The 19,305-nt window shown below is 60.2% G+C and carries 19 protein-coding genes and 1 pseudogene; 13 read left to right on the top strand and 7 right to left on the bottom strand.

What is annotated here, in order from left to right; genetic code table 11:
* Positions 1-209 precede the first annotated feature (209 nt).
* Both PMI28_RS03855 and PMI28_RS03860 read right to left on the bottom strand, forming a co-directional pair.
* A complete protein-coding gene (locus PMI28_RS03855; RefSeq protein WP_007991358.1) occupies positions 210-1,703 on the bottom strand; it encodes a CoA-acylating methylmalonate-semialdehyde dehydrogenase in 1,494 nt (497 codons plus the stop codon).
* A gap of 74 nt (positions 1,704-1,777) precedes the next feature.
* The gene (locus PMI28_RS03860; protein WP_007991357.1) at positions 1,778-3,127 is read right to left on the bottom strand and encodes an aspartate aminotransferase family protein; all 1,350 of its coding nucleotides are present in this window, start codon (positions 3,125-3,127) and stop codon (positions 1,778-1,780) included.
* 139 nt (positions 3,128-3,266) lie between these two features.
* On the opposite strand from PMI28_RS03860, the gene PMI28_RS03865 reads away from it, so the two are divergent.
* From PMI28_RS03865 to PMI28_RS03875, 3 genes are all read left to right on the top strand, one after another.
* A complete protein-coding gene (locus PMI28_RS03865) occupies positions 3,267-4,187 on the top strand; it encodes a LysR family transcriptional regulator (protein ID WP_007991355.1) in 921 nt (306 codons plus the stop codon).
* A 105-nt stretch (positions 4,188-4,292) separates the two neighbouring features.
* A complete protein-coding gene (locus PMI28_RS03870) occupies positions 4,293-4,943 on the top strand; it encodes a TetR/AcrR family transcriptional regulator (protein ID WP_007991353.1) in 651 nt (216 codons plus the stop codon).
* A gap of 18 nt (positions 4,944-4,961) precedes the next feature.
* Positions 4,962-5,543 carry an IMPACT family protein gene (locus tag PMI28_RS03875; RefSeq protein WP_007991352.1) on the top strand — a complete coding sequence of 194 codons (582 nt, stop codon included), beginning with the start codon at positions 4,962-4,964 and terminating at the stop codon, positions 5,541-5,543.
* Between the two features lie 436 nt (positions 5,544-5,979).
* Here PMI28_RS03875 and PMI28_RS03880 read toward each other — a convergent pair whose 3' ends face one another.
* Positions 5,980-6,411 (bottom strand): hypothetical protein, encoded by a 432-nt coding sequence (locus tag PMI28_RS03880; protein ID WP_007991350.1) that lies wholly within the window; start codon positions 6,409-6,411, stop codon positions 5,980-5,982.
* Positions 6,412-6,490: 79 nt separating this feature from the next.
* Here PMI28_RS03880 and PMI28_RS30815 point away from each other — a divergent pair, with 79 nt between their 5' ends.
* The 5 genes and pseudogenes from PMI28_RS30815 (at position 6,491) to PMI28_RS03900 (ending at position 10,681) form a co-directional block, all read left to right on the top strand.
* Positions 6,491-6,649, top strand: coding sequence for a hypothetical protein (locus PMI28_RS30815; protein ID WP_007991348.1), 159 nt, complete (start codon positions 6,491-6,493; stop codon positions 6,647-6,649).
* Positions 6,650-6,668: 19 nt separating this feature from the next.
* A complete protein-coding gene (locus PMI28_RS03885) occupies positions 6,669-7,358 on the top strand; it encodes an SDR family oxidoreductase (protein ID WP_007991345.1) in 690 nt (229 codons plus the stop codon).
* Between the two features lie 254 nt (positions 7,359-7,612).
* A complete protein-coding gene (locus PMI28_RS03890; protein WP_007991344.1) occupies positions 7,613-8,971 on the top strand; it encodes an 8-oxoguanine deaminase in 1,359 nt (452 codons plus the stop codon).
* A gap of 509 nt (positions 8,972-9,480) precedes the next feature.
* Positions 9,481-9,639: pseudogene (locus tag PMI28_RS31255) on the top strand (BMP family ABC transporter substrate-binding protein); the annotation flags it as partial.
* Between the two features lie 88 nt (positions 9,640-9,727).
* A complete protein-coding gene (locus tag PMI28_RS03900) occupies positions 9,728-10,681 on the top strand; it encodes an adenosine deaminase (RefSeq protein WP_007991339.1) in 954 nt (317 codons plus the stop codon).
* 56 nt (positions 10,682-10,737) lie between these two features.
* Here PMI28_RS03900 and PMI28_RS03905 read toward each other — a convergent pair whose 3' ends face one another.
* Entirely contained in the window at positions 10,738-11,472 is a 735-nt protein-coding gene (locus PMI28_RS03905) for an ArsR/SmtB family transcription factor (RefSeq protein ID WP_007991337.1), read from the bottom strand.
* A gap of 317 nt (positions 11,473-11,789) precedes the next feature.
* On the bottom strand, positions 11,790-12,719 hold the full coding sequence (locus PMI28_RS03910) for a LysR family transcriptional regulator (RefSeq protein ID WP_007991335.1): 930 nt from the start codon (positions 12,717-12,719) through the stop codon (positions 11,790-11,792).
* A gap of 125 nt (positions 12,720-12,844) precedes the next feature.
* On the opposite strand from PMI28_RS03910, the gene PMI28_RS03915 reads away from it, so the two are divergent.
* Both PMI28_RS03915 and PMI28_RS30810 read left to right on the top strand, forming a co-directional pair.
* Positions 12,845-13,858 carry a zinc-binding alcohol dehydrogenase family protein gene (locus PMI28_RS03915; protein WP_007991332.1) on the top strand — a complete coding sequence of 338 codons (1,014 nt, stop codon included), beginning with the start codon at positions 12,845-12,847 and terminating at the stop codon, positions 13,856-13,858.
* 251 nt (positions 13,859-14,109) lie between these two features.
* The gene (locus PMI28_RS30810; RefSeq protein ID WP_007991330.1) at positions 14,110-14,283 is read left to right on the top strand and encodes a hypothetical protein; all 174 of its coding nucleotides are present in this window, start codon (positions 14,110-14,112) and stop codon (positions 14,281-14,283) included.
* 8 nt (positions 14,284-14,291) lie between these two features.
* Here the strand turns inward: PMI28_RS30810 and PMI28_RS03920 are convergent, their stop codons facing one another.
* On the bottom strand, positions 14,292-15,488 hold the full coding sequence (locus PMI28_RS03920; protein WP_007991328.1) for a multidrug effflux MFS transporter: 1,197 nt from the start codon (positions 15,486-15,488) through the stop codon (positions 14,292-14,294).
* A 90-nt stretch (positions 15,489-15,578) separates the two neighbouring features.
* Entirely contained in the window at positions 15,579-15,776 is a 198-nt protein-coding gene (locus PMI28_RS03925; RefSeq protein WP_007991325.1) for a heavy-metal-associated domain-containing protein, read from the bottom strand.
* Between the two features lie 147 nt (positions 15,777-15,923).
* Here PMI28_RS03925 and PMI28_RS03930 point away from each other — a divergent pair, with 147 nt between their 5' ends.
* The 3 genes from PMI28_RS03930 (at position 15,924) to cueR (ending at position 19,300) form a co-directional block, all read left to right on the top strand.
* Positions 15,924-16,307 (top strand): hypothetical protein, encoded by a 384-nt coding sequence (locus PMI28_RS03930; protein WP_007991323.1) that lies wholly within the window; start codon positions 15,924-15,926, stop codon positions 16,305-16,307.
* A gap of 189 nt (positions 16,308-16,496) precedes the next feature.
* Positions 16,497-18,890: a heavy metal translocating P-type ATPase gene (locus PMI28_RS03935; RefSeq protein ID WP_007991321.1), complete on the top strand. Its 2,394-nt coding sequence runs from the start codon at positions 16,497-16,499 to the stop codon at positions 18,888-18,890.
* Positions 18,887-19,300, top strand: coding sequence for a Cu(I)-responsive transcriptional regulator (cueR, locus tag PMI28_RS03940; protein ID WP_007991319.1), 414 nt, complete (start codon positions 18,887-18,889; stop codon positions 19,298-19,300). Before PMI28_RS03935 ends, cueR begins: the two co-directional genes overlap by 4 nt.
* Positions 19,301-19,305 lie beyond the last annotated feature (5 nt).

The following is a 19,305-nucleotide window of genomic DNA, read 5'->3' as shown; positions in this document are numbered from 1 at the left end:
TCGATGACCTGAAGCAACTTGCCGCCGAAAACTGCGTAACTCTTTGTTTATCAAGGAGTTTTCCGTTTCGACTGCGCCGGAAGTGGGGCGAATTATAGACACCTGAGATCTGCCGTCAACACCTATTTTCACAAAACTGTCATATCAGTCAAAAAAGCCTCGAAAACAAAAAGGCCGACCCAATGGGTCGGCCTTGTACGCCCTTCTACTTACAAGCTAGGGAAGGCGAACTGCGAAGCTTCATGGCTCGCTCGCTGCGGCCAGCGCTGGGTGATGGCTTTGCGGCGGGTGTAGAAACGCACGCCATCCGGGCCATAAGCATGCAAGTCGCCGAACAACGAACGCTTCCAGCCACCGAAGCTGTGATAAGCCACCGGAACCGGCAACGGTACGTTGACGCCGACCATGCCGACTTCGATCTCGTCGCAGAACAACCGCGCCGCTTCGCCGTCACGGGTGAAGATGCACGTGCCGTTGCCATACTCGTGATCGTTGATCAGTTGCATGGCTTCTTCCAGGCTGTTGACCCGAACAACGCACAACACCGGCCCGAAGATCTCTTCTTTATAGATACGCATCTCTGGCGTGACGTTGTCGAACAGACAACCACCCAGGAAGAAGCCTTCCTCGTGACCCGCCACAGTCAGGCCACGACCATCCACTACCAGTTTCGCGCCGGCGGCTACGCCGTCTTCTACATAACCGCTGACCTTGTCACGAGCCTGGCCAGTCACCAGTGGTCCCATGTCCAGACCGCAGTTGGTACCGGCACCGATTTTCAGTGCCTTGATTTGCGGAACCAGTTTGGCCACCAGTGCATCGGCCACCTGATCACCCACGCACACGGCCACCGAGATCGCCATGCAACGCTCGCCGCAGGAACCGTATGCTGCGCCCATCAGTGCGCTGATGGCATTGTCCAGGTCTGCATCCGGCATCAGCACGGCGTGGTTCTTCGCACCGCCCAGGGCCTGAACGCGTTTGCCGCGTTTGGTGCCTTCGGAATAGATGTATTCAGCAATCGGCGTCGAACCGACGAAGCTCAGCGCTTTGACTTCCGGCGCTTCGATCAGTGCATCCACTGCAGTCTTGTCACCGTGCACCACACTCAGCACGCCTTTCGGCAGACCGGCTTCAAGCAGCAGTTGCGCGATCAACAGTGTCGAGCTTGGATCACGCTCGGATGGCTTGAGGATGAAGCAGTTGCCGCAGACGATCGCCAGCGGGTACATCCACAGTGGCACCATGGCGGGGAAGTTGAACGGCGTGATACCGGCCACTACGCCCAGCGGCTGGAAGTCAGACCAGGCATCGATGTTCGGGCCGACGTTACGGCTGTATTCACCCTTGAGGATTTCTGGAGCTGCGCAAGCGAATTCGACGTTCTCGATGCCGCGCTTCAGTTCACCGGCAGCATCTTCCAGGGTCTTGCCGTGCTCTTCGCTGATCAGTTGGGCGATGCGCGCTTCGTTCTGCTCCAGCAGTTGCTTGAAGCGGAACATCACTTGGGCACGCTTGGCCGGCGGCGTGTTGCGCCAGGCCGGGAATGCAGCCTTGGCCGCATCGATGGCGCTCTGGATGGTTTCGCGGGTCGCCAGCGGCAACTTGTGAATGGCCTGGCCAGTAGACGGGTTGAACACATCGACCGCGCGACCGTTCTCGGTCACCAGTTCGCCATTGATCAAATGCGGAATAACGCTCATGGAAGCTCCTGAAAAGTTGTCCACAGGCGCCCGCTTCGGGGCGCCTGTTATTTGTATGTATATAGAAGGAGAAATCAGTCGATCTTGCTCAGCACTTCGCCGACCGCATCGAACAGGCGATCCAGGTCTTGTGGCTTGCTGTTGAACGTTGGGCCGAACTGCAGGGTGTCGCCGCCGAAGCGGACGTAGAACCCGGCTTTCCACAGTGCCATGCCGGCTTCGAAAGGACGCACGATGGCGTCGCCGTCACGCGCAGCGATCTGGATCGCGCCGGCCAGGCCGTAGTTGCGGATGTCGATGATGTTCTTGGTGCCCTTCAGGCCATGCAGCGCATTTTCGAAATGCGGGGCGACTTCAGCCACGCTCTGCACCAGGTTTTCCTTTTGCAGCAGGTCGAGCGCTGCCAGGCCCGCGGCGCAAGCCACCGGGTGTGCGGAATAGGTGTAGCCATGCGGGAATTCAACCGCGTACTCAGGTGTCGGCTGATTCATGAAAGTCTGGTAGATCTCGGAGCTGGCAATCACCGCGCCCATCGGGATCGCGCCGTTGGTGACTTGCTTGGCGATGCACATCAGGTCCGGGGTCACACCGAAGGTGGTGGCGCCGAACATGGTGCCGGTGCGGCCGAAACCGGTGATCACTTCGTCGAACACCAGCAGGATGTTGTGCTGATCGCAGATTTCACGCAAACGCTTGAGGTAACCCTGTGGTGGAACCAGCACGCCAGCGGAACCAGCCAATGGCTCGACAAATACTGCCGCGATGTTCGACGCGTCGTGCAGTTCGATCAGTTTCAGCAGTTCGTCAGCCAGGGCGATGCCGCCCTGCTCCGGCATGCCACGGGAGTAAGCATTGCTTGCCAGCAAGGTGTGCGGCAGGTGGTCGACGTCCATCATCGCCTGACCGAACAGTTTGCGGTTGCCGTTCACACCACCGAGGCTGGTGCCGGCGATGTTCACACCGTGGTAACCACGGGCACGGCCGATCATTTTGGTCTTGGTCGACTGGCCCTTCAGGCGCCAGTAGGCACGGACCATCTTCACGGCAGTGTCAGCACACTCGGAACCCGAGTCGGTGAAGAACACATGGTTCAGGTTGCCCGGCGTCAGGTCGGTGATCTTCTCAGCCAGTTGGAACGACAGCGGATGGCCGTACTGGAAGCCTGGCGAGTAATCGAGGGTGCCCAGTTGCTTGGCGACCGCTTCCTGGATTTCCTTGCGGGTGTGCCCGGCGCCACAGGTCCACAGACCGGACAGCGAGTCATAAACCTTGCGGCCCTTGTCGTCGATCAGCCAACTCCCCTCGGCGCCAACGATCAGGCGTGGGTCGCGCTGGAAGTTACGGTTGGCGGTGTAAGGCATCCAGTGGGCATCGAGCTTGAGCTGGCTGGCCAGGGAAGTCGGGGCGTTTTCAGGCACGTTCATGGGCGAAACCTCGCAAGGCAATAAGCGGCGTAGGGATTAAAGACCGTTGTTGCAGCTAAATTGCCACGGGGATAAAGTCGGTGAAATGCAACTTTTCTAATGTTCAGTCAGCCCATTACTAAACTTTTGAGTAACCCGCATGAGCACTCGCCGTCCCGATCCGCTGGCCCAGGTCAGCGACTTTGATATTCGCCTGCTGAAGATCTTTCGCAGCGTGGTGGAATGCGGCGGCTTTTCCGCGGCGGAAACCGTTCTGGGCATCGGTCGCTCGGCGATCAGCCAGCAGATGAGTGATCTGGAGCAACGCCTCGGTTTGCGTCTGTGCCAACGCGGGCGTGCCGGGTTTTCCCTGACCGAAGAAGGCCGCGAGGTCTATCAATCGGCGTTACAACTGTTAAGTGCACTGGAAAGCTTCCGCACCGAGGTCAACGGCCTGCACCAGCACTTGCGTGGGGAATTGATCATTGGTTTGACAGACAACCTGGTCACCCTGCCCCACATGCGCATCACCCATGCCCTCGCGCAATTGAAAGAGCGCGGCCCGGACGTTCAGATCCAGATCCGCATGATCGCGCCCAATGAAGTCGAACAAGGCGTACTCGACGGTCGTCTGCATGTCGGCGTGGTGCCGCAGGCCAGCGCACTGTCGGGGCTGGAGTATCAACCGCTGTATAGCGAACGTTCGCTGTTGTACTGCGCAGTCGGCCATCCGCTGTTTTATGTCGACGACAAGCAACTGGACAACGAACGCCTGAACAGCCAGGACGCCATCGCGCCCACTTTCCGTTTGCCGGCGGAGATCCAGGCCCACTATCAAGCGCTCAAATGCACCGCCAGTGCCTCGGACCGCGAAGGCATGGCTTTCCTGATCCTGACCGGACGCTATATCGGTTATCTGCCGGATCACTACGCGAGCCTTTGGGTGCAGCAAGGCCGGTTGCGCGCGTTGAAACCCAAAACGCGCTTCTATGACCTGAGCCTGGCGTCGGTCACACGCAAGGGGCGTCGACCTCATCTGGTGCTGGAGAGTTTTCTCGAGAGTCTGGCCGCGACGCGTTGAAATTTGTGGGAGCGGTGTAGGGTTTTATTGTGTGAGGACTTGTCTGAAGCCGGTGGGTACGTTATCAACGCACAGGCCGTCCCATCCACCAGTTCGGAAGTGCTTATGTCCTTTGAAGTCCCAGCCCACGGCGGAAAACCCGTCAGCCGCATTCGTCAGAAAAACGAAGAGACCATCATCAAAGCCGCCGAAGACGAGTTCGCCCGTCACGGATATAAAGGCACGAGCATGAACACCATCGCCCAGAACGCCGGGTTGCCCAAAGCAAACCTGCATTATTACTTCACCAACAAACTCGGTTTGTATGTGGCGGTGCTGAGCAACATCATCGAGTTGTGGGACAGCACCTTCAACACCCTCACGGCCGAGGATGATCCGACCGAGGCCTTGACCCGTTACATTCGCGCCAAAATGGAGTTCTCCCGACGCCAGCCGCAAGCCTCGCGGATTTTTGCGATGGAAGTCATCAGCGGCGGTGAATGCCTGACCGAGTATTTCAACCAGGATTATCGCGCCTGGTTCCAGGGCCGTGCGGGCGTGTTCCAGGCCTGGATCGACGCCGGTAAAATGGACCCGGTCGATCCGGTGCATCTGATCTTCCTGTTGTGGGGCAGCACCCAGCATTACGCCGACTTCGCCACGCAGATCTGCCGCGTCACCGGGCGTACCAGGTTGACCAGGCAGGACATGGAAGACGCCGGCAACAACCTGATCCGCATCATTCTCAAGGGCTGCGGCCTGACACCTGCCATTTAAGTAGCCATTCAGGTACGTATGCCTTTTACCCTCAGCGGTTTATGCGAATACCGCGAAGAGATTCGCAAGAGCCGCTTCATTACCTTCGCCGCGCCAATCTCCAGCCCGGCCGAAGCCCAGACGTTCATTGAACAGCACAGTGACTTGAATGCCTCGCACAACTGCTGGGCGTGGAAGCTTGGCGACCAGTATCGCAGCACCGATGATGGCGAGCCCGGCGGTACGGCTGGCCGGCCGATTCTGGCGGCGATAGAGGCACAGGAATGCGATCAGGTCGCGGTGCTGGTAATTCGCTGGTATGGCGGCATCCAACTGGGCACCGGGGGGCTCGCCCGGGCCTATGGCGGCGGTGCGAATAAATGCCTGCAAGCGGCGCCAAAGATCGAGCTGATCAGCCGGGTTCCGCTGCGTTGCGCTTGCGGGTTTGCCGAGTTGGCCCTGGTCAAGCTTCGCGTGGAGCAGGCAGGGGGACTGGTTGTGGATGAATCCTTCACTGCCAATGGTGTCGAGCTTCAGTTGGCCGTGGGTGATGCGCAGATCGATACCTTGCAGTCACAACTGGCCGATTTGAGTCGCGGGCGCATTTTGTTGCAGCGCTAAAAGGCTCGGCACAGGCTGCGATCTTTTGGGGCACGCCGCTTTTCCACTTATTCCATATTTGCCCACATCTACTGTGCACCCGGCTGTGGATAACCTGAGCACATTCGGCTGCAACCCTTCTGTCATACGGCTTTGCGGACTTTGCTCATTTTTCGTCCAATCTGCCATCAAGAACATCAAATTCAAACAAATACAAACAGTTACGACGGTTTATCGCCATTAGAAGAAAGCTGCTCAGTGCTTATGCCCACGCTTTGAGCTTGCGCACAAATACTGTGGAGCAATCTGTGGATAACCCGTTCATGGCCCTCGCGACACCCGATCCGGCATGGCTTGCAGCCAACTGTTCGTTTTTTAACCAAATCGCAACGGGCAAATTCGGAGCCTGATCCAAGACCTTGCCCTTAAGTGGTGCCGTGGCGCAGAAACGCACCTGCTAAACCGCGGAACCAGCAGGTAAGTCTGCTCGCGATGGCTGCCGAACAGGCAGCACCTGAGCGACGCCCCACGCCAATTCAAAAATCAGAAAAACCACCAACAGCGAACTCGCGCCATGGGCAAGGGCATAAGCCTGCCATGCCGAAAACAGAAATCTCGCGACCGAGTCATATCGCCCATAAATTTGCTGTGGATCACGAATCCGCAGTACCGCCCATACGCAGACAATCGACCCCAACAGATTCGCCATCAACATGTGCACCGGTTCGAACGGCGGCAGCTCACCGGGCAAACTCAAAGCCAGGCTCACACCCGTCAAAACCCCATGCAACGCCGCAAAACTCCACGGCGTGACAAACGCGACCGTCACGATCAGGTCGTACCAGGCACTGCCTTGCACCAACCGGCGATATTGCGTTGTAGTCCACATCGACATTGCTCCATCAATTCAGGGAGCAACAAGGCTAAAGCCTGGAGTATGCTCCAGGGTCAAGCCCCTTCGAGACGTCATGATGCGCATCGGTGAATTAGCCCAGGCGAGTGCCGTCACGCAATTGCTGCAAGACAAACTCAAACTGATCGAAGCCCGCATGGCCGAACTCGGCGCGCTGCGCGATGAGTTGCAACAACGGCTCGGGCAACAGTGTCCATTGAATCCACGACTCTGAATCTTCAAGGAAGCCAATCATGTCCAAGGCAAAAACCGCACTCATCATCGGCGCCTCCCGGGGGCTTGGCCTCGGGCTGGTGAAAACCCTGTTGGCCGATGGCTGGCAAGTCACCGCCACCGTGCGCGATCCGCAAAGAGCCGAAGCCTTGCAGGCCCTGGGCAAGGTGCGGATCGAAAAGCTCGACATGGACGATCAGCAAGCGGTGATCGCGCTGAGCCAACAACTGAAGGGCGAGGTGTTTGACCTGTTGTTTGTCAATGCCGGGGTCAAAGGGCCGGAGGTCCAGACGCCAAACGGTGGCGCGACGATGGCCGAAGTCGGTCAGCTGTTTTTCACCAACGCCGTGGCGCCGATCAACCTGGCCCAGCGTTTTGTCGAACAGATCCGCCCGGACAGCGGCGTGCTGGCGTTCATGAGTTCGGTACTGGGCAGTGTGACCATGCCCGATGCGCCGGAACTGGCACTGTACAAGGCCAGCAAGGCGGCGCTGAATTCCATGACCAACAGCTTCGTCACTCAGTTGGGCGAAACCAGCATCACTGTGCTGTCGCTGCACCCGGGCTGGGTGAAAACCGACATGGGTGGCGAAGACGCGGACATCGATGTGGAAACCAGTGCCCGTGGCCTGGTTGATCAGGTGAATGCGTATGTTGGCAAGGGTGGGCATCACTTCATCAATTACAGGGGCGCAACCATTCCCTGGTAACACCTCAGATCAAAATGTGGGAGCTGGCTTGCTCGCGAAAGCGTAGTGTCAGCCAACATCAACGTTGTAGTTACACCGCCTTCGCGAGCAAGCCCGCTCCCACAGGGTTACTCTTCGTCTGGTCGGGCCGGGCTTGCCCCGGGCAGCATTTTGATCGAAACTCCGCATCTCGCCTCCCCGGCGAACCTGGATCAGCAGACAGGGCAACACTGAGCTGGCAACCCTGAACCCTATTTTCAGAGGAGCCGGCCAACATGCCTGCGACCCGTACCTGGTTAAAAAATCCCCTCGCCATTTTCACGGCCAACGGTCTCGATGCCCGTGGCGGCCTGGTGCTGCAAGACGGCTTGATCGTCGAAGTACTCGGCGCCGGCCAACAACCGTCCGCACCGTGCAATCAAGTGTTCGATGCCCGCGAGCACGTGATCCTGCCAGGGCTGATCAACACCCATCACCACTTCTATCAAACCCTGACCCGTGCCTGGGCGCCGGTGGTCAATCAGCCGCTGTTCCCCTGGCTGAAAACCCTGTACCCGGTCTGGGCACGCCTGACTCCGGAAAAACTCGCCCTCGCCACCAAAGTCGCACTGGCCGAATTGCTGCTGTCCGGTTGCACCACCGCGGCCGACCATCACTATCTGTTCCCGGAAGGTCTGGAAAACGCGATCGACGTGCAAGTCGAAAGCGTCCGCGAACTGGGCATGCGCGCCATGCTGACCCGCGGTTCCATGAGCCTCGGTGAAAAGGACGGTGGCCTGCCGCCGCAACAGACCGTGCAGGAAGGCGAAGTGATCCTCGCCGATAGCCAGCGGCTGATCACCGAGTACCACGAACGCGGTGACGGCGCGCAAATCCAGATCGCCCTGGCACCGTGCTCGCCGTTCTCGGTGACGCCGGAAATCATGTCGGCCAGTGCCGAGCTGGCGAACAAACTCGACGTGCGCCTGCACACCCACCTGGCAGAAACCCTCGACGAAGAGGATTTCTGCCTGCAGCGCTTCGGCCTGCGCACCGTGGACTATCTGGACAGTGTCGGCTGGCTCGGCCCGCGTACCTGGCTGGCCCACGGCATCCATTTCAACCCGGATGAAATCGCCCGCCTCGGCGCCGCCGGGACCGGCATTTGCCATTGCCCGAGTTCGAACATGCGCCTGGCCTCCGGCATCTGCCCGAGCATCGAGCTGACCGATGCCGGTGCCTTGCTTGGTTTGGGCGTGGACGGTTCAGCGTCCAACGATGCCTCGAACATGATGCTCGAAGCGCGACAGGCGCTGTACATCCAGCGTCTGCGCTACGGCGCCGAGAAGATCACCCCGGAGCGCGTACTCGGCTGGGCGACCAAAGGCTCGGCCAGCCTGTTGGGTCGTACCGATATCGGCGAGTTGGCAGTAGGCAAGCAGGCTGACCTGGCCCTGTTCAAGCTCGACGAACTGCGCTTCTCCGGCAGCCATGATCCGGTCTCGGCCCTGCTGCTGTGCGGCGCCGATCGCGCGGACCGGGTGATGGTCGGCGGCAAGTGGCGGGTGATTGACGGGCAGGTCGAGGGGCTGGACCTGAAGGGGTTGATTGCTGATCACAGCCAGGCCGCGCGGCAGTTGATTGCTGGAACCTGATACAACACCGATTAAAACTGTGGGAGCGGGCTTGCTCGCGAAGGCGTTGTATCAGTCGATATTTATGTGACTGACACACCGCCTTCGCGAGCAAGCCCGCTCCCACATTGGTTTTGTGGAGGGTTCAAAGCCCAAGCAGCGACAACATGATGAACGTCGCAAACAACACGAAGTGAATCATGCCTTCAATGGCGTTGGTTTCAGGGATCACCAACCTTTTCCGCCAGCAACTCAGTCTGATCTTGCCTTAGCGCACCAGTGGGTGGCAGCTGTGCCAGGACATGCACTTTTATCGGACTTCACGAACCTATCGCGAGCCTGCTCGCGATGGCAATACCGCGGCTTCAAGTTTTGTTGCGCTGTTGGTCAGCAGTTTGCATAGCCCTGCGCAGGCGCAAGAGTCCAGCCAACCTCACAACAAAATGGAGTCAAAACTCATGCATAACCGTCCCTTGACGAAGCTGCTTTGCGCCGTTGCGTCGGCCATCGGCCTGAGCGCCTGCCTGACTGCCAGTGCCTACGCCCCGCTGATCGATCAGGGCGTGGACGTGGTGTTCCAGCACACCGACAGCCCGTCGCCGATCCAGGCCACCGAACGTCGCGGGGTCTATGCCGTGGGCTACGCTTCGGACATGGCGTACTTCGGGCCGAAAGCGGTGCTGAAGAGCGAGTGATGAACCGGCCGGTCAGGTTTTACCAATTGTTGCGGCAACACTCTGTAGAATGGCGACCATTGCACCTGATGAGAAAACAATCATGTACGACTGGCTGAACGCCCTGCCCAAGGCAGAATTGCACCTGCACCTGGAAGGCTCGCTGGAACCCGAACTGTTGTTCACCCTGGCCGAGCGCAACAAGATTGCCCTGCCATGGAACGACGTCGAAACCTTGCGCAAGGCGTATGCCTTCAACAACCTGCAGGAGTTCCTCGACCTGTATTACCGGGGTGCCGATGTGCTGCGCACGTCCCAGGACTTCTATGACCTGACCTGGGCCTACCTGCTGCGCTGCAAAGAGCAGAACGTGATTCACACCGAGCCGTTCTTTGACCCGCAGACCCACACCGACCGTGGCATCCCGTTCGAAGTGGTGCTCAACGGCATCGCCGCCGCACTGAAGGATGGTGAGCAGCAACTGGGCATCACCAGTGGTTTGATCCTGAGCTTCCTGCGTCACCTGAGTGAAGACGAAGCCCAGAAAACCCTCGACCAGGCGCTGCCGTTCCGCGATGCGTTCGTCGCCGTGGGCCTGGACAGCTCCGAGATGGGACACCCGCCGAGCAAGTTCCAGCGTGTGTTTGACCGTGCCCGTCACGAAGGCTTCCTGACCGTCGCCCACGCTGGCGAAGAAGGCCCGCCCGAGTACATCTGGGAAGCCATCGACCTGCTGAAGATCCAGCGCATCGACCATGGTGTGCGCGCCATCGAAGACGAGCGCCTGATGCAGCGAATCATCGACGAACAGATCCCGCTGACCGTGTGCCCATTGTCGAACACCAAGCTTTGCGTGTTCGATCACATGTCGCAGCACAACATTCTCGACATGCTGGAACGCGGCGTAAAAGTGACCGTGAACTCCGATGACCCGGCGTACTTCGGCGGCTATGTCACCGAGAACTTCCATGCGCTGCACACCCACCTGGGCATGACCCAGGATCAGGCCCGGCGCCTGGCACAGAACAGCCTCGATGCGCGGTTGGTGAAGCCGTAAGGCTCAGTGCTGAAGCGCCCGGCGGGAGCGCGTTTTTTCGCTCCCGCAACGGTGTACTAAAGCGCCATTTCCAGCTCGCTTTCCTTGGCAAAGCGGTGGATCTCGCGTTGCCCGGAGGCGGTCACCTGCAAGGCTCTGGAATCGTTGGGCAGGCTCAGCCAACCCGACTGCATGAACAGTTGCAACAATGCCGCGCCCAGAGAGCCGCCCATGTGCGGGCGTCTTTCACTCCAGTCAGGGCACGCGCAGGCAACCCTGCCGTTGTGATGAGCCAGCGCCTGGATGAACACGCCCCGTGCCGCCAACTCCGTCGCGCCCTTGAGCGTGACCGTGACCCGCTGATCAAACTGCTCAATCCAGCCAGCCTCCAGTAATCGCTGATACAGATCGGCGGACAGGGTGCCACCCAGGTGATCGTCGCACAGTCGGGCACTCAGCAATGACGAACGCAGCGCCCGGGGTTTGGCCAGAGGCGCATTGCGCTTGAAGACGTCCGGAATGTCCAGGGGTGCGCTGGCGAGAGTCGCGCTGGCCAGCGCTTCGATTGCCGCCCCGACTTCGGGAGCGGCCAGGCGGAAAAAGCGTTTGCGGCCGCGGTTTTCAACCCTCAGCAGGCCTCCGGCGGACAAACGTCCCAGGTGTGCACTGGCCGAAGACGGCGACAGGCCGGCCAGCAATGCCAGCTCTTCGGTTGCTCGCGCCGAACCGTCCATCAAGGCCCACATCATTGCGCTGCGCTTTGGGTCAGCCAGCAATGTGGCGATCTGGCTGATGCAAGGTGCATGTTCCATGTATTCACTCCCTGTTGAATCGTTTCGTCTACTGCCCAGAGACATCGTGACCAGTAATATGTCGTCGGCCAATCCGTGGAAACTGCCATAAACCCGGCAACGCCTTGTTCACACATTGGCGCTGCCTGGCCGATGCTGCGCAAGGCAGAAAGTTGACCGCACAGCCGGGCCGACTCGAACGCGTACCCGCCGTTGCGGGATCGACGCTACGTACATGATGGCGGGCGCTAGTATATGCGGGTTGATCGCCGGTTCCTGCCCTCCACCCGGCATAGGTGGTGATCGTTCCTGAGGGAAATTTCTCTTTTTTCGTGCGACTAATGATCGATATCCGATAAGCCCGGAAATTGACTGCTCAATCGGGTGCATCGGCTGGCAAGCATTTCACGCAATAGCTTCACCGGCTTACTCAATTGTGCGCGATGGGCGCACAACAGATTCAGCGGTGCACGCTCACAGAGCAGCTCCGGCATCAGCACTTTCAGGCGTCCTGCCAGTACATCGGCGGCGACATCGAGCCAGGATTTGTAAGCGATCCCGACACCCGCCAAAGCCCACAGGCGCACGACATCGGCATCGTCACTGAAGCGATCGCCACTGACGGTGAGGCTGATTTCGCGTTTGCCGTCGTGAAAACTCCAGTGATCGTGGACCCGGCTGCCGAGCATGTACAACAGGCAATTGTGCTGCGCCAGTTGCTCCAGATGCCGGGGCTCGCCATGCCGGGCCAGATAGCCGGGAGTGGCGCACAATACTCGACGGTTCTGTGGGACGATGGGCAGTGCCACCAGGCTGGAGTCCTCCGGTTCACCGTAGCGCAAGGCAATGTCTACCGGTTGGCGAAACAGGTCGGCGATGCGGTCCCCCAGCAGCAGGCGTACGGTAAGTTTCGGATGCTCGCGTTGAAACTCGTCCAGCCAGGGCAGCAGCAGATTGCGGCCAAAGTCCGACGGCGCCGACAGTTGCAGAATCCCGCTGACCTGGTCCTGGCCGCTCGCCAGCAATCGCCGGCCCTCGTCCAGATTGCTCAGTGCCGCGCGGGCGTATTCGAGAAAGCCCTCGCCTTCGGCGGTCAGGCGCAGGCTGCGGGTCGAACGGGCCAACAAACGGGCGCCGAGCTGTTGTTCGATGCGCTTGAGCGCCGCGCTGGCTACCGCCGCCGACATGTCCATGCCTCGCGCGGCGGCCGACAGACTGCCCAGGTCCGCCGCCCGGACAAACAATTGCAAGTCATCGAAACGCAGCATCAAGAACACCGATTATCAAAAAAATATTGAAATAGACTGCTCTTTTAGCCGGTTTTATCTTCAGGAGAAATAGCCAATCATCCGCCTCATCGAATCTCTTCTTTATTAGTGTTCAGGAGCCGTCCATGAAAGCCATTGCCTATTACGCCTCGTTACCGATCAGTGATGACAAAGCCCTGCAAGACATCTTGCTGCCAGAGCCGGTTGCCGGCCCTCGCGACTTGCTGGTGGAAGTCAAAGCCATCTCGGTCAACCCGGTGGACACCAAGGTGCGCCAGAACGCCCAGCCCGAAGGCGGTGCGGCCAAGGTGCTGGGCTGGGACGTAGCTGGCGTGGTCAAGGCCGTGGGCAGTGACGTGACGCTGTTCACGGTCGGCGACAAGGTGTTTTACGCCGGCTCCATCGCCCGTGCGGGCGGCAACAGCGAATTGCATGTGGTGGACGAACGCATTGTCGGCCACATGCCGAACACCCTTGGTTTCGCCGAGGCCGCCGCCCTGCCGCTCACCGCGATCACGGCGTGGGAACTGTTGTTCGAACGCCTGCAAGTGCGCGAAGGCAAAACCGACGAAGGCCAGAGCCTGTTGATCGTCGGCGCGGCAGGTGGCGTGGGCTCGATTCTCACGCAGCTGGCTCACCAGTTGACTGCCCTGAAAGTCATCGGTACCGCTTCGCGTGCGCAGACCCAAAGCTGGGTGAAGGAGCTGGGTGCCGATCTGGTGATCGACCATAGCCAGCCACTGAGCGAAGCACTCAAGCGTGCCGGTGTGGACCAGGTGACCCACGTCGCCAGCCTGACCCAGACCGACCAGCACCTGGATCAATTGGTCGAGGCATTGGCACCTCAGGGCAAGCTCGCGCTGATCGATGACCCCAAGGCGCTGGACGTGACCAAGCTCAAACGCAAGAGCCTGTCACTGCACTGGGAGTTCATGTACACCCGCTCGCTGTTTGAAACTGCAGACATGATCGAACAGCACAACCTGCTCAATCGCGTCGCCTGGCTGATCGACGCCGGCACACTGAAAACCACGGTTGGCGAACACTTCGGCACGATCAACGCGGCCAATTTGCGCCGTGCCCACGCCCTGCTGGAGAGCGGTAAAGCCAAGGGCAAGATTGTGCTGGAAGGGTTCTGAAGCGCTGAAAAAAACCATCGCTGATTTCATCGCCCTCTGCTGTTTTCCATCTGCGACCGGGAAGCCCCGGTCGCAGACAGCCCTTGTGGGCGCCCTCGAAAAGCCGTGTTTTTTTTAGTTACAAACCGTCAGTCCGACAGTTGACCCTTGTCACAATGGTGCTCGTATTCAGGACTACAATCGAATCTCCTGCGAGGCAATCTTTTGCGTGATGTCTTTTACGAGACATCTTTTACGAGAGGAATTCAGTTATGAAGATCCTGATAAAAGAACTGGCAAAGTCCCAGTGGCAAGTTCGCTTAGACCAACATGCTGTGACGTTCCGCAGTGAAGCAGAAGCTCGCGCTTTCACGCGTACCCTTGAAGCCCGCATCCAGGCCCCTCACCAGATTCCCATCCTCAACCCGCAGCGTGCCGCCGGCTGACTCCGGCCTCAAACCTGCGCTTGTGCCAGCGCCCGGGCATTTTGCAAACGCCGGGTAAGCATCGCCGCGCTCACCACCAGAATTCCACACAGGCTGATGACCATGGCCATCGGCACAGCGCTGCCGTCGTGCAAAACACCCACCAGCGCGGAGGCTCCGGCAGCCACGCTGAACTGCAGGCAACCGAGCAGCGCCGATGCGCTGCCGGCACGTGCGCCCTGCCCGCTCATTGCGCAGGCTGCGGCGTTGGGGCTGATGCAACCGAGGCTGGAAATACAGATGAACAATGGAATCAGCAGCGGCCACAGGTGGGCCGTGTGCAGAGAGCTGACAGCGAGCAGGCTCAGACCGGCCGCGAGATAAACCCACACCGCGCGCGCCAACAAGAATGTCGGGCCACGTTTGGCCAGCAGACGCGCGTTGACCTGCGCCACCAGAATGAAGCCCGCCGCATTGGTGCCAAACAACCAGCCGAAATGCTCGGCCGGAACGCCGTAGAGCTTGATGATGATGAAGGGTGAACCGGCGATGTAGGCAAACATCCCGGCGATGGCGATACCCCCGGTCAAGGCGTGGCCAAGAAATATCGGGTCGGCCAGCAACCGACCGTACTGACGCAGCGCGCCCGACAGCGGTTGGCGCGGTATGTGGGCCGGCAGGCTTTCCGGCAATCCCGTCGCCACCGCCAGCCCCGCCAACGCACTGAACCCGGTCAAGGCCAGGAAGATCGATTGCCAGCCTGTGGTGTTGACCAGCAACCCACCCAGCAATGGCGCAAGTATAGGCGCCAGCCCCATCACCAGCATCAACTGCGAAAAGACTTTCGCCGAACCCACGGCATCACATTTGTCGCTGACCACCGCCCGGGAAATCACCATCCCCGCGCAGCCGCCCAAGGCCTGGATGAAGCGCGCACCGATCAGCCATTCCAGGTTCGGTGCATAGGCACACGCCAGGGAGGCGGCGGTAAACAAACCGACGCCGGTGAGCAAGGGAATACGCCGTCCGAAACGATCCGCCACCGGGCCATAAGCCAGTTGGCCAATCGACAAGCCGAGGAAATATGCCGCCAACGTCATCTGAACGTGATTTTCGTCCGTCCCGAAGGCCAGTGCCATGGCCGGGAAAGCCGGCAGATAGAAATCGATCGCCAGCGGACCGAAAGCGCTCAAGGCGCCGAGAATCAGAATGGTACGGAAGTTCATCAGGCATCCAGTGGGGCAGAAGTCGGCAGGCCGACAGTCTAGCCGCGCATGGACGCCTTGAACATTAAGATAGCTCGCTAACTATTAAAATCAGGCCAATTTGACGCCGTAACCCTCTTCGCTGATCGCTTCGATCACTTGCTCGGCGCTCAGCGCACTTTCGACTCCGACCTCCCTGGCTGCCAGATCGACCCGCACACTGGCCGCCGGGTCTTTGGCCTGGACCGCCTGAGTGATGGCCTTGACGCAATGGCCACAAGACATGCCTTCAACGTTGAACACTTGCATGGGATGACTCCTTTTCCGAGGTTGAACCCAGTTTCGAGCTTGCCACCATGGCAAGGTCAAGTTCTGAAGATTGCTGCCGGGCTGGCAATCGACGCGGGGCTCGGCCAAGCTGCGTCCATCAATGACTCGAACTCAGGAGATTCAGCCATGCGCTGGTCAGTTTTCAGCCTGTTTGGCTTTCTCAGCCTTTTCGCCGCCGTGCCTTCGGTCAATGCTGCCGGTCAGGATTATGGCGTGCTGATCATTTCCCGCGAGCGCCTGGAAGTTGCGACCAGTTGCGAAATCGGTGTGTACATCCAGGATCAACTGGCGGCGCGGCTGTTTCAGGAGCAGAGCACCTCGTTCAACCTGCCGCCAGGCAAAGTGTCGCTGCGACTCAAATTGCTGCCGGGCCAGGTGCCGGGTTGCAATCCGGGCATGCTCGCGCCGGGTTCGCAGGATATCCAGCTCAAGGCCGGAGATGTGCTCAAGTACCGGATCGCGATGACACAGGAAGGGATGTATCTGAAGCGTGCAGGGCTGGGTTACTGACACCCCCCCTGTGGGAGCGGGCTTGCTCGCGAAGGCGGAGTGTCATGCAACATTGATGTCGACTGACACGACGCTTTCGCGAGCAAGCCCGCTCCCACAAGGGATCAGTGGCACGTTTCAGATTGGTGCTTGACCTTGCCAGCATGGCAAGGTTGATCCTGTGGTCATCTACTACAGGGAGTGCGACCGATGTCCGAATCCACCACGTTCGACCTGCCGATTGCCGGCATGACCTGCGCCAGTTGCGCCGGGCGTGTCGAGCGCGCCTTGAGCAAAGTCATTGGCGCCAGTGCCGTCAGCGTCAACCTCGCCACTGAACAGGCGCGGGTGCAAGCGCCCAGTGACAGTCTGCCGGCCCTGATGGATGCCGTGGCCAAGGCCGGCTACAGCGTGCCGCAACAGAATCTGGAATTGAGCATCGACGGCATGACCTGCGCATCCTGCGTCGGTCGCGTCGAGCGTGCGCTGGGCAAGGTGGCGGGAGTGAAAAGCGTCAGCGTCAACCTGGCCAACGAACGCGCCCACCTTGAGCTGCTCGGCCAGATCGATCCGCAAACCTTGATCGCAGCGGTGGCCAAGGCTGGCTACACCGCCACCGTCCGGGAAACCGAACACCCACCCACCGACAATCAGCAACAGCGCCTGCATCGCGAACGCCTGGCCTTGATCATCGCCATTGCCCTCGCCTTGCCGCTGGTGTTGCCGATGTTGCTACAGCCATTCGGCGTGCACTGGATGCTCCCGGCCTGGGTGCAGTTCGCCTTGGCCACGCCGGTGCAATTCATCTTCGGCGCACGGTTTTACGTCGCCGCGTGGAAAGCCGTGCGCGCCGGGGCCGGCAACATGGATTTGCTGGTGGCCCTGGGCACCAGCGCCGGTTATGGCTTGAGCGTGTATGAATGGGCCACCGCCGCCGGGCGCATGCCGCATCTGTATTTCGAAGCCTCGGCGGTGGTGATTGCCCTGGTGCTGCTGGGCAAATACCTGGAAAGCCGCGCCAAGCGCCAGACCGCCAGCGCCATTCGCGCCCTCGAAGCCTTGCGTCCGGAACGGGCGATTCAGGTGATCGATGGCCGCGAACAAGAAGTCGCCATCAGTGCGCTGCGCCTCAATGATCTGGTGATGGTCAAACCTGGCGAACGCTTCCCGGTGGACGGCGAAGTGGTTGAAGGCCAGAGCCACGCCGACGAAGCCCTGATCAGCGGCGAGAGCCTGCCGGTGCCCAAGCAGCCCGGCGACAAAGTCACCGGCGGTGCGATCAACGGTGAAGGCCGGTTGCTGGTGCGTACCCAGGCCCTCGGAGCGGAAACCGTGCTGGCGCGGATCATCCGTCTGGTAGAAGACGCCCAGGCCGCAAAAGCGCCGATCCAGAAACTGGTGGATAAAGTCAGCCAGGTATTCGTGCCTGTCGTGCTGTTGATTGCCTTGGCAACCCTGATCGGCTGGTGGCTGTATGGTGCGCCGATGGAAACCGCACTGATCAACGCCGTGGCGGTGCTGGTGATCGCCTGCCCGTGCGCCCTGGGCCTGGCCACACCGACGGCGATCATGGCCGGCACCGGCGTGGCGGCACGCTACGGGATTCTGATCAAGGACGCTGAAGCACTGGAACGTGCCCATGAAGTCAGCGCAGTGGTGTTCGACAAAACCGGCACCCTGACCTCCGGCGCCCCGCGCATCGCTCATCTAAGTGCCATCGACGGTGATGAAGCCAGCCTGCTGCAATTGGCCGGCGCCCTGCAACGCGGCAGTGAGCATCCGCTGGCCAAGGCTGTTCTGGATGCCTGTGCCGAACGCCATTTGACGGTGGCCGATGTCAGCGACAGCCAGTCCCTGACCGGGCGTGGCATCGCCGGCAGCCTCGAGGGCCGTCGCTTGGCCTTGGGCAATCGGCGCCTGCTGGAAGACAACGGCCTGAACGCCGGGCCGTTGGCCGACTCGGCGATCGAGTGGGAAAGCGAAGGCCGGACCTTGTCCTGGCTGATCGAACAAAAACCCGAGCCACGCGTGCTGGGCCTGTTCGCCTTCGGTGACACCCTCAAGCCCGGCGCGTTGCAAGCGGTGCAACAACTGAGCGCACGAAACATCAGCAGCCACCTGCTGACCGGTGATAATCGTGGCAGCGCCAACGTGGTGGCCGAGGCGCTGGGCATCCACGATGTGCATGCCGAAGTGCTGCCGGCGGACAAAGCCGCCACGGTCGCCGCGTTGAAAAAAACCGCTGTGGTGGCGATGGTCGGCGACGGCATCAACGACGCCCCGGCACTGGCCGCCGCCGATATCGGCATCGCCATGGGTGGCGGCACCGACGTCGCCATGCACGCGGCCGGCATTACCCTGATGCGCGGCGATCCGCGACTGGTGCCAGCAGCGCTGGAGATCAGCCGCAAGACCTATGCAAAAATCCGCCAGAATCTGTTCTGGGCCTTCGTCTATAACCTGATCGGCATTCCGCTCGCGGTGTTTGGCGTGCTCAACCCGGTGCTGGCCGGTGCGGCCATGGCGTTGTCGAGCGTCAGCGTGGTGAGCAATGCGCTACTGTTGAAAACCTGGAAACCCAAGGACCTGGAGGACAACCGATGAACATCGGCCAAGCGGCCCGCCACAGTGGCCTGAGCGCAAAGATGATCCGTTACTACGAGTCCATTGGCCTGCTCAAGGCGGCCCATCGCACCGACAGCGGTTACCGGGTGTACGGCGATGATGACCTGCACACGCTGGCGTTCATCAAGCGCTCGCGGGACCTGGGGTTTTCCCTGGAGGAAGTCGGCAAGTTGTTGACGCTCTGGCAAGACCGCCAACGCGCCAGCGCCGATGTGAAGGCTTTGGCCCGCCAGCATATCGATGAGTTGAACCAGAAGATCCGTGAACTGGGGCAATTGCGCGATACATTGCAGGATCTGGTTGAGCACTGTCAGGGCGATCATCGGCCGGATTGTCCGATCCTGAAGAATCTGGAGTCGGGGTGCTGTGCCACCCCGGCCCGAGCCTGATCGCA

It is taken from the genome of Pseudomonas sp. GM48, from assembly GCF_000282335.1.
GTDB lineage: Bacteria > Pseudomonadota > Gammaproteobacteria > Pseudomonadales > Pseudomonadaceae > Aquipseudomonas.
This window is presented reverse-complemented; position numbering and strand designations above follow the sequence as displayed.

Bases quoted from the DNA above. Each gene is read 5' to 3' on its own strand.
- PMI28_RS03855 (WP_007991358.1), bottom strand. From the start codon at position 1,703: ATGAGCGTTATTCCGCATTTGATCAATGGCGAACTGGTGACCGAGAAC.
- PMI28_RS03860 (WP_007991357.1), bottom strand. From the start codon at position 3,127: ATGAACGTGCCTGAAAACGCCCCGACTTCCCTGGCCAGCCAGCTCAAG.
- PMI28_RS03865 (WP_007991355.1), top strand. From the start codon at position 3,267: ATGAGCACTCGCCGTCCCGATCCGCTGGCCCAGGTCAGCGACTTTGAT.
- PMI28_RS03870 (WP_007991353.1), top strand. From the start codon at position 4,293: ATGTCCTTTGAAGTCCCAGCCCACGGCGGAAAACCCGTCAGCCGCATT.
- PMI28_RS03875 (WP_007991352.1), top strand. From the start codon at position 4,962: ATGCCTTTTACCCTCAGCGGTTTATGCGAATACCGCGAAGAGATTCGC.
- PMI28_RS03880 (WP_007991350.1), bottom strand. From the start codon at position 6,411: ATGTGGACTACAACGCAATATCGCCGGTTGGTGCAAGGCAGTGCCTGG.
- PMI28_RS30815 (WP_007991348.1), top strand. From the start codon at position 6,491: ATGATGCGCATCGGTGAATTAGCCCAGGCGAGTGCCGTCACGCAATTG.
- PMI28_RS03885 (WP_007991345.1), top strand. From the start codon at position 6,669: ATGTCCAAGGCAAAAACCGCACTCATCATCGGCGCCTCCCGGGGGCTT.
- PMI28_RS03890 (WP_007991344.1), top strand. From the start codon at position 7,613: ATGCCTGCGACCCGTACCTGGTTAAAAAATCCCCTCGCCATTTTCACG.
- PMI28_RS03900 (WP_007991339.1), top strand. From the start codon at position 9,728: ATGTACGACTGGCTGAACGCCCTGCCCAAGGCAGAATTGCACCTGCAC.
- PMI28_RS03905 (WP_007991337.1), bottom strand. From the start codon at position 11,472: ATGGAACATGCACCTTGCATCAGCCAGATCGCCACATTGCTGGCTGAC.
- PMI28_RS03910 (WP_007991335.1), bottom strand. From the start codon at position 12,719: ATGCTGCGTTTCGATGACTTGCAATTGTTTGTCCGGGCGGCGGACCTG.
- PMI28_RS03915 (WP_007991332.1), top strand. From the start codon at position 12,845: ATGAAAGCCATTGCCTATTACGCCTCGTTACCGATCAGTGATGACAAA.
- PMI28_RS30810 (WP_007991330.1), top strand. From the start codon at position 14,110: ATGAAGATCCTGATAAAAGAACTGGCAAAGTCCCAGTGGCAAGTTCGC.
- PMI28_RS03920 (WP_007991328.1), bottom strand. From the start codon at position 15,488: ATGAACTTCCGTACCATTCTGATTCTCGGCGCCTTGAGCGCTTTCGGT.
- PMI28_RS03925 (WP_007991325.1), bottom strand. From the start codon at position 15,776: ATGCAAGTGTTCAACGTTGAAGGCATGTCTTGTGGCCATTGCGTCAAG.
- PMI28_RS03930 (WP_007991323.1), top strand. From the start codon at position 15,924: ATGCGCTGGTCAGTTTTCAGCCTGTTTGGCTTTCTCAGCCTTTTCGCC.
- PMI28_RS03935 (WP_007991321.1), top strand. From the start codon at position 16,497: ATGTCCGAATCCACCACGTTCGACCTGCCGATTGCCGGCATGACCTGC.
- cueR (WP_007991319.1), top strand. From the start codon at position 18,887: ATGAACATCGGCCAAGCGGCCCGCCACAGTGGCCTGAGCGCAAAGATG.